This is a genomic window from Mesorhizobium ventifaucium, from assembly GCF_935822925.1.
GTDB lineage: Bacteria > Pseudomonadota > Alphaproteobacteria > Rhizobiales > Rhizobiaceae > Mesorhizobium > Mesorhizobium ventifaucium.
The window spans coordinates 1-8245 of record NZ_CAKXZS010000073.1 but is presented as its reverse complement, the minus strand read 5'-3'; the positions used below and the strand labels follow the sequence as shown (position 1 = coordinate 8245).

7 protein-coding genes are annotated in these 8245 nt (G+C 64.7%); 2 read left to right on the top strand and 5 right to left on the bottom strand.

Features of this window, described 5'->3' with window-relative positions; genetic code table 11:
* Positions 1-219: 219 nt before the first annotated feature.
* The 5 genes from NMG70_RS30885 to NMG70_RS30865 form a co-directional block, all read right to left on the bottom strand.
* A complete protein-coding gene (locus tag NMG70_RS30885) occupies positions 220-1026 on the bottom strand; it encodes an ABC transporter permease (RefSeq protein WP_077382350.1) in 807 nt (268 codons plus the stop codon).
* Entirely contained in the window at positions 1026-1859 is an 834-nt protein-coding gene (locus NMG70_RS30880) for an ABC transporter permease (RefSeq protein ID WP_254027980.1), read from the bottom strand. Before NMG70_RS30880 ends, NMG70_RS30885 begins: the two co-directional genes overlap by 1 nt.
* A 25-nt stretch (positions 1860-1884) precedes the next feature.
* Entirely contained in the window at positions 1885-3000 is a 1116-nt protein-coding gene (locus tag NMG70_RS30875; RefSeq protein ID WP_254027979.1) for an ABC transporter substrate-binding protein, read from the bottom strand.
* Between the two features lie 74 nt (positions 3001-3074).
* Positions 3075-4169 (bottom strand): ABC transporter ATP-binding protein, encoded by a 1095-nt coding sequence (locus NMG70_RS30870; protein ID WP_254027978.1) that lies wholly within the window; start codon positions 4167-4169, stop codon positions 3075-3077.
* A 340-nt stretch (positions 4170-4509) separates the two neighbouring features.
* Positions 4510-5406 carry a LysR substrate-binding domain-containing protein gene (locus NMG70_RS30865; RefSeq protein ID WP_254027977.1) on the bottom strand — a complete coding sequence of 299 codons (897 nt, stop codon included), beginning with the start codon at positions 5404-5406 and terminating at the stop codon, positions 4510-4512.
* Positions 5407-5481: 75 nt separating this feature from the next.
* Between NMG70_RS30865 and NMG70_RS30860 the strand changes: the two genes are divergently transcribed.
* Together NMG70_RS30860 and NMG70_RS30855 are read left to right on the top strand one after the other, a co-directional pair.
* The gene (locus NMG70_RS30860) at positions 5482-7080 is read left to right on the top strand and encodes a zinc-binding metallopeptidase family protein (protein WP_254027981.1); all 1599 of its coding nucleotides are present in this window, start codon (positions 5482-5484) and stop codon (positions 7078-7080) included.
* 23 nt (positions 7081-7103) lie between these two features.
* Positions 7104-8036, top strand: a complete 933-nt coding sequence (locus NMG70_RS30855) for a dimethylarginine dimethylaminohydrolase family protein (protein WP_254027976.1) — start codon at positions 7104-7106, stop codon at positions 8034-8036.
* Positions 8037-8245 lie beyond the last annotated feature (209 nt).

Sequence of the window (8245 nt, the reverse complement as noted above, 5' to 3'; positions counted from 1 at the left end):
AGCGCCTATGGGACAGCGCCCCCTCTGGCCTGCCGGCCATCTCCCCCACTTGGGGGGAGATCGGCAGCTTCGGGCGACGGCTCGCTTCTTCGGCGGCAGTGATTAGCGAAAGCGGAGATGACGGCCAATCTCCCCCAAATGGGGGAGATGTCCGGCAGGACAGAGGGGGCGCGAAGGATTGCCAACCTTTGACTTGATCTGTTTTCCAAGCTTCGCGCCTCACTGCCCCCCGCGCAGCCGGACCACGGCACTGCGCGCCGCGAGCACCAGCACCGTGATGATGATCAGGATCACCGAGAGGGCTGCGATCGCCGGATCGATATTGTCGCGCAGGCCCATCCACATCAGCCTGGGCAGCGTGATGGCGTTGACCGAGGTGATGAACAGGGTGACGCCGATCTCTTCCCAGGACAGCACGAAGGACAGCAGGGCGGCAGTGACGATGCCGAATTTGATGTTGGGCATGATGATGCGGGTGGCGCGCTCCCACACCGTGGCGCCGAGACCGCGCGCGGCAAGGTCGATGCGCCGGTCGAGCTGGCTGAGCGACACCAGGATCAGCACCGTGGCGAAGGGCACCGTCATCACCGCATGCGCCATGGCGACACCGAGCCAGGTGTCGTAGCCGAAGAACGAGCTGACGCCGGAGATCGAGGTCAGCAGGAAGTAGAGCGTGATCGCCGAGACCACCGGCGGCACCACCATCGGCAGCAGCACGAAGCCGACCAGCGCGGCGGTGAAGCGCGGCTGGAACATCCACACACCTAGGCTGAAGCACAGCGCCAGCACGGTGGAAAAGGCGCTGCTGACGACGCCGATCCTGATCGAGAGCAGGATCGAATTGATCCAGCGCGGATCTTCGATCAGCGCCCGGTAGTGACGCAGCGACAATTCGCCGGACGGCATCGCCAGCATGCGGGTCGGCGTCAGCGACACCGGGATGACGGCGAGCAGCGGCAACAGCAGGAACAGCGCCACCAGTGCGGCGAGGATCAGCGAGACGGGGCCCGGGCGGTAGGTCGGCATCAGATCAGCTGCTTCGGTCTGACATAGCGGAACAGCAGCGCCATCAGCGCGCCGACGAACAGCACCAGCACGACGCTGATCGCCGCCCCCAGCCCCCAATCCGGGCTCTGGAAGATGCGAAGATAGATCAGCTCGGCGACCATCACGCTGCGGCCGCCGCCGAGGATCGCCGGCGTCACGAAGAAGCCAAGCGAAAAGACGAAGACGATAAGCGCCGAGCCGATGATGCCGGAGCGCGTCATCGGCACGAACACCGACCAGAAGGTGCGCATGCGGCTGGAGCCGAGCCCGCGCGCCGCCAGCAGCACGCGGTCGTCGAGGCTGCGCATCGAAGACGCCAGTGGAAACACGGCGAAGGGAATGAGGAAATGCGTCATGCCGACGATGACGCCGAATTCGTTGCGCACCAGCGTCAGCGGTTCTGAGATGAAGCCGATCGCCTGCAGCCAGGTGTTGAACAGGCCGCGATTGGAAAGCAGCGCCACCCAGCCGAAGGCGCGCGTCAGCACCGAGATCCAGAACGGCACCAGGATGCAGAACTCGGCGATCACCCGCTGCGTCGGCGTGCCGCGCACCCAGACCACGGTGATGGCGTAGGCGGCGGCAACCGAAACGATCGTGACGATTGCGGCGATGCGCAGCGTGCGGACAAACACCGACTGCACCAGCGGGTCGCTAAGCAACGTGCCATATTGCCCGAGCCCCGGCTCGGGCAGGGTGAAGCTCCAATTGACGACCCCGAAGAAGGGCCAGGCATAGGCGGCGCCAAGGAACAGCAGCAGCGGCGCCATCAACAGCGCCGCGCCCATCCTGTCGGAGAGATATGCTTTCATCTCGGCTCCGGTTATCCCGGTCTTATCAGGCGGAGATGATCTTCGTGTATTCGTCGAGTGCGGCCCCGTAGTTCTTGGCGTACCACTCCATGTCGAGCGGGATCTGCTTCTTCATGTTTTCGGGGTCGACCGGGTTGATGCGCTTCTTGTCGGCGGGGATCAGCGCGTCGGCGGCCGGATTGGCCGGGCCCTGGCCGAGCTTGTCGAACATGATCAGCTGCTTTTCCGGATCTTGGGCGCTGGCGATGAACTTCATCGCCGCGTCCTTGCCGCCGGGATTGCCCTTGAGCACGGCGAGCGCGCCGGGCGAGATCAGGCCCTGGTCCCAGATGAACTTGATCTTGCCGCCGGAATCCTGCTCGATCAGCGAGGCTCGGGTCGACCAGACGATGGCCATCGAAGCCTCGCCGTCGAGCAGCACGCTCTGGCTCTCGGCGCCGCCGCCCCAGTAGGCCACGACGTTTTCCTTGAAGGCGGCGATCTTGTCGTGCGCGCGCTTGAGGTCGAGCGGGTAGAGCGAGGCCGGCGCGATGCCGTCGGCGAGCAGTGCCGCTTCCCAGCTCGACACGCCCCATTTGTAGAGCGAGCGCTTGCCGGGGAATTTCGTCACGTCGAAGAAGTCGGCCATGCCGGTCGGTGCCTGGCTGCCGAATTTCTCGGAATCATAGGCGATGACATAGGAGAAGAAATAGGTCGAGGCGGCGTGCTCCCAGCCGAAGCCCTCGCGCATCTTCTTCTTGTCGACGATCGAATAGTCGATCGGCTCCAGCATGCCCTGCGCGCCGAGCGTGATCGCCGAGAACGGATCGACGTCGACAAGGTCCCAGGTCGGAGCTCCGCTCTTGAACTGCGCGGCGATCGCACCCTCGGTCGGGCCGGAGCCGTCCATCTTGACGGTGATGCCGGTCTCCTTGGTGAACGCCTGGCCATAAGCCGCGTCATAAGCGGTGATGGCGTCGCCGCCCCAATTGACCAGCACCAGTTCCTTGGCTTGCGCGAAGGCGCCGGTCGAGCGCAGCACTATCGGCGTGCCGGCCAGCACGAGCGCAGCCAGCTGCGTGAACTGCCGGCGCGAGATCTCGCCGCGCACCGTCCTTGCGGACAGCGTCTCGATAGAGTGTTTCTTGGTGTCATTTGCCATGTGAGTTCCCCTTTTTGTCGTTGATATTTCCCGAAAAGCCAGCCTGGCGAATTTCAGCTTCGCCATGCCGATCGTCATTGTCCTCCGTCCGGAAGGAGGAAACCTTTTTCCGCAGGCCATGTCAGCCATACGGAATTTCCCTTGCTGAGTGCCGAAGCTGCGACCTCGTTCGGCACCGAGACCGTCACCTTGGCACCTTGGCGCGTGGTGAGATCAAGCCGCGTCGCAGCGCCGAGATAGGTCGAGGCGACCGCAGTCGCGGCGATGCCGTTCTCGCCGGCTGTCGCTTCGGGGGCGATCGACATGTATTCGGGCCGGATCGCCAGGATGGCGTTGCTGCCGACGGCGCTTGCATTACCGCGCAGGGTGATGGTGCGGTCTTCGCACAGGCCGGTGGCGCCGTTGTCGGCGTTGCGCACGCCCTTCAGAGGCAGCATGTTGATCTCACCGAGGAACTCGGCGACGAAGCGGTTGGCCGGCCGGTCGTAGACCTCGTCAGGCGCGCCGACCTGCAGCAACTTGCCGTGATTGAAGATGGCGACGCGCGACGATAGCGCCAGCGCCTCGCTCTGATCATGGGTGACGAAGACGAAGGTGGTCCCGGTTTCCTGGTGCAGCCGCTTCATCTCGGCCTGCATCTGGCCGCGCAAGCCCTTGTCGAGCGCCGAGAACGGCTCGTCGAGCAAAAGCACGCCCGGCTCGAACACCAGTGCGCGGGCCAGCGCCACGCGCTGCTGCTGGCCGCCGGACAATTGCGACGGCAGTTTCTTCTCGTGGCCCTTCAGCCCGACGCGCTCGACCATCTCACTGACGCGGCGCTTGATCTCGGTCGACGATTTCTTGCGCACCTTGAGCGGGAAGGCGATGTTGGCCTCGACGCTCATATGCGGGAACAGGGCATAGCCCTGGAACACCATGCCGGCAGCGCGCTGCTCGGCCGGCCGCTCGGTGATATCGACGCCGTCGCTGTAAAGGCGGCCGTCGGTCGGCTGCACGAAACCGGCAAGGATCATCAGGAAGGTGGTCTTGCCCGAACCCGACGGTCCGAGCAGGGTCAGGAACTCACCGCGGCCGATATCGAGCGTCAGATCGTCCAGCGCACGGAACGAGCCGAAGCTCTTGCCGATCCCGATGGCCTTGATCTCTGCGGCACGGCCGGGTTGCTGCATCCTGCCTTTGTCCTCAATGCTGATTGAAATCGTAGGCAGGGCGGCGGCTCACCGCAACCGAATAGTTTTCGCCTGATCGGCAAATTTGATTCATCTGTTGTCGACGTGGGGGAGGCGAGCGGGACGCTCGAGCCGCCAATCTCCCCCCGTGGGGGGGAGATCTCCGGTAGGACAGAGGGGGGCGCTGTCCAGGGCGCTGTCCCGCCAGCCTATCAACTATTTGGAGCTGCCCATCCCTGGTTTCAGAGTTGCTGCAAAAGTTAGCGTTCCTTCGCGCCCCCCTCTGCCCTGCCGGGCATCTCCCCCACGAGGAGGGAGATTGGCGGTTTCGGCGCCTCGCTCAATACGGCCCAACCCTGTTCTCCGAAAGCTTCGACCTCAGCCACCTCACGAACGCCTCCAGCACCGGGTGGCTCGCCTTCGCATGCTCTGAAACCAGAAAGTACGACCGGGGCGAACTGATCGCAATGTCGAAGGGGCGCACCAGCCGGCCTTCGCTTAGCGCCCGGCGGCTGGTCAGCTCGTCGCCCATGGCGATGCCCTGGCCGGCGATGGCGGCCGAAAAAACCAGGTTCATGTCGGAAAAGAAAATGCCGCCCTCGGTGTCGGGATTCTCGACCTTCGACAGCACCAGCCAGCGCGCCCAGTCCTCGGTGTCGCCGAGATGCAGGAGATTGGCGCGCAGCACGTCGGCCGGCTTGGAAAAGCCGCCGATCTTGTTGAGCAGCGTCGGGCTGCACAGCGGCGTGAAGGAGATCTCGCACAACAGCTCGACCGCCCGGTTCGGCCAGTTGCCGACGCCGAAGGCGATGAAGGCGTCGGCTTCGGCATTGCTGACGTCGTCCAGCCGCCGCGGCGTCAGGATGCGCAGCGCGACATCGGGGTACATCTGCCGGAATTCGCCGATGTGCGTGCACAGGAACAGCGAGGCGAAGCCCGGCGTGCAGCTGACGCTGAACGAGCCGCCGACGCCGGTGCCGGCATGGCGCGTCACCGCATCGCCGAGCACCGTCAGCGCTTTGCGCACGTCGCTGGCGTAACGCTGGCCGCGCGGCGTCAGCGCGACGCCCTTGCCGATGCGCTCGAGCAGGTCGAAGCCGAGATCGCGTTCGAGTAGCCGCAATTGATGGCTGACCGCGCTGCGGGTCAGATGCAGTTCGTCGGCGGCGCGCCAGACGCTGCCGTGGCGGGCGAAACTGTCGAGGGCGCGCAGCGCCTGAGTCGAGGGAATTCTCAAGAGGTGAACCGAATTTGCATGAGCCGGGAAAACATATCACTTTTTGGCGAGGCGCTTCACTGCTTTCTTTCACGCATGGAGGAACCGGTGACCACTTCGGCCCAAGCAACCGCGCTTGCCTGCCTCGATGATATCCAGCCGTCGCTGTCGGCGTGGACGCGGACGATCTTCGACTTCGGCGAGACCGCCTGGCGCGAATACCAGTCGGCCGCCTGGTATGTCGAGCAGTTGAAGCATGAAGGCTTTTCCGTCGAGGAAGGCTCCGGCGGCATGCCCACCGCTTTCTGCGCCCATTGGACCAATGGCGCCGGGCCGACCATCGGCCTGTATGCCGAGTATGATGCGGTGCCGGGCAATTGCCAGGATGCGGCGACCGTCAAGAGACCGCGCCCGGGCCTCGGCGAACAGGCCGGCGGCCACACCGATCCGCATTCCGGCCTCGGCGTTGCCGGCCTGGGCGGGCTTTTGGCGACCAAGGCGGCAATGCAGCGCCACGGCATATCAGGCACGCTGCGCTTTACCGGCGAGCCTGCGGAGAAGGTACGGGGGTCGAAGCCGATCCATGCGGCGAAGGGCTATTATGACGGCCTCGCCGGCATGATCTCCTTCCATCCCTTCTACATGCTGCCGCTCTGCAACACGGCACGCTGGGACACGCATTGCGGCGCGGCCTACGCGATGATCTACCGCTTCATCTGCGACGAGCCGGAGAGCTGGACGCGGGCGGCCGGCAACGGCGCGCCGATCCCGCAGGCGCATTCGGCGGTCAGGGCCCCCGGCGCCAACGACGCGCTGGTGATGATGTACATGGCTTCCAAGGCGCTGCGCGATTCCATGTTGCCGCACCAGGGCGGCTGGTCGATCAGCGAGGCGATCCTGACGGCGGGGCAGGCGACCGCCGACAATCTGCCGGCGGGGCTGGCCGAGATCCAGTACATGATCCGCGTGCCAACGCTTGCCATGGCCGAGCAGGTGACCGCCTTGCTCGATCGCAATGCGGAAGCCGCCGCGAAAATGAGCGGCTGCCGCTACGAGCGGCACTGGGTGTCGAAGTCGCGGCCGGGGCTGGCTAACCACGTCATGTCAGGCATCGCCTTCGATGCGCTGGCGACCGCCGGGCCGCCGCGCTGGGACGAGGCGGCCAAGGCGATCGCCCGCGAAATCCAGGTCAATGCCGGCGGGACGGCAACCGACGAGCCGTTCATCGCCGAGATGGAGCAGCTAATTGCGCCGCATGACGCAGAGGCGATCCTGCGCCGCGACTTGCCGCCGTCGCAGCTCAATTCGACCTCCGACGACTACACCGACATGTCGTGGCACACGCCGACAGCGCGGTTCTACGTCGCCCGGCCGGCGCTGCGGTCGCAGAACGGCCACGCCTACCCGTCCTGGGCGATGAATGCGCTCGGCGGCATTTCCGCCACCATCGATCCGATGGTTGCCTGCGCGTCGAAGACGATTGCGTTGGCAGCCCTTCGCCTGCTGGAAGACAAGGCGGCTCGCGATGCGGCGATGGACGAATTCGTCGCCCGCACCGGCGGCGGCATTGGCGGCAGCAATTGGCTGGCGCCGCTCTGCGACTACGAACCGCCGATCCATTTCCGCTGGCCGGAATATGTCGCCACCCCGCGCGGACGGGACTGGTGGATACCAAGCAACCCGCAAGCCGCGTGATCACTCAAAGCCAGGAGAATGCCATGACCGTCCATGACCGCATCGTCGCAGAACCGTTTTCATTGCAGCGCCGCAATCCGGCCGGCGGCACCAAGCCATTGACCGCCTGGGGCTTTGCCAACGAGACCGACGTCCTGAGCGACGTGCTGCTCGGCTCGCCGAATTTCCTGCGCCACCTTTCGACCAGCTCGCTGTCGCGCAAGCATCTGCGCGAGGCGCCGTGCAACGTCCAGATCGCGCAGGCGCAGCACAAGGACCTGGTCGCGGCCTACGAACATTTCGGCGTCAACATCCACTGGCATGAGCCGACGCCGGAGCTGCCGATGCAGGTCTATTCGCGGGATTCCAGCGTCATGACGCCGTACGGCGCCATCATCACCGCGATGTCCCAATGGTGGCGGCGCGGCGAGAACTATGCGGCGATCCGCACCTATGAGAAGCTCGGCATCCCGATCTACGACATGGTCACCGCAGGCACCTTCGAGGGCGGCGACTTCAACGTCATCGAGGACGGCGTGGTGCTGATCGGCTGTGGCGGCGCCCGCACCCAGGAGGAGGGCGCGCGCCAGGTCCAGGCCTGGTTCGACAAGGAGGGCTGGGAAACCCGCATCGCCTTCATCGACGAATATTATGTCCATATCGATCTTATGGTGGTGCCGATCGCCGAGAAACTGACCGCCGTCTGCCTCGCCTGCACCGAGCCTGGCATCGTCGACTGGCTGAAGGGCAAGGGCCACGAGATCATCGACGTGCCGTTCCAGGACACGATGGCGCTCGGCTGCAATTTCATGTCGCTGGGCAAGGACAGGGTGATCGCGCCGACATCCAGCCAGACGCTGATCGGCCAACTCAAGGCGCGCGGCTTCGAAGTGGCGGCCATCGACATGAGCGAGATCTCAAAGACCGGCGGCGGCATCCACTGCATGGCGCAGGCGCTGAAACGCGAGCCGGCCTGAACCATGACCCCGAAAAAGTGGATTCCGGTTTTCGGAAAAGATCTTGGTCAAACAATAAGAAGAGCCCATGAGAACGGCCACAGAGTTCGGCGTTGAAGTTGAATACTAATATTCAAGCGTTGGTGCCGCCCCTCATCCGCCTGCCGGCACCTTCTCCCCGTATAGTGACGGGGAGAAGGAGCTGGCCGCAACCTCGGCACGTTTTCTGC

What these genes read in the sequence shown, in the direction of transcription:
- NMG70_RS30855 (WP_254027976.1), top strand. Translation starts at nt 7,104, where the DNA reads ATGACCGTCCATGACCGCATCGTCGCAGAACCGTTTTCATTGCAGCGC.
- NMG70_RS30870 (WP_254027978.1), bottom strand. Translation starts at nt 4,169, where the DNA reads ATGCAGCAACCCGGCCGTGCCGCAGAGATCAAGGCCATCGGGATCGGC.
- NMG70_RS30885 (WP_077382350.1), bottom strand. Translation starts at nt 1,026, where the DNA reads ATGCCGACCTACCGCCCGGGCCCCGTCTCGCTGATCCTCGCCGCACTG.
- NMG70_RS30880 (WP_254027980.1), bottom strand. Translation starts at nt 1,859, where the DNA reads ATGAAAGCATATCTCTCCGACAGGATGGGCGCGGCGCTGTTGATGGCG.
- NMG70_RS30860 (WP_254027981.1), top strand. Translation starts at nt 5,482, where the DNA reads ATGGAGGAACCGGTGACCACTTCGGCCCAAGCAACCGCGCTTGCCTGC.
- NMG70_RS30875 (WP_254027979.1), bottom strand. Translation starts at nt 3,000, where the DNA reads ATGGCAAATGACACCAAGAAACACTCTATCGAGACGCTGTCCGCAAGG.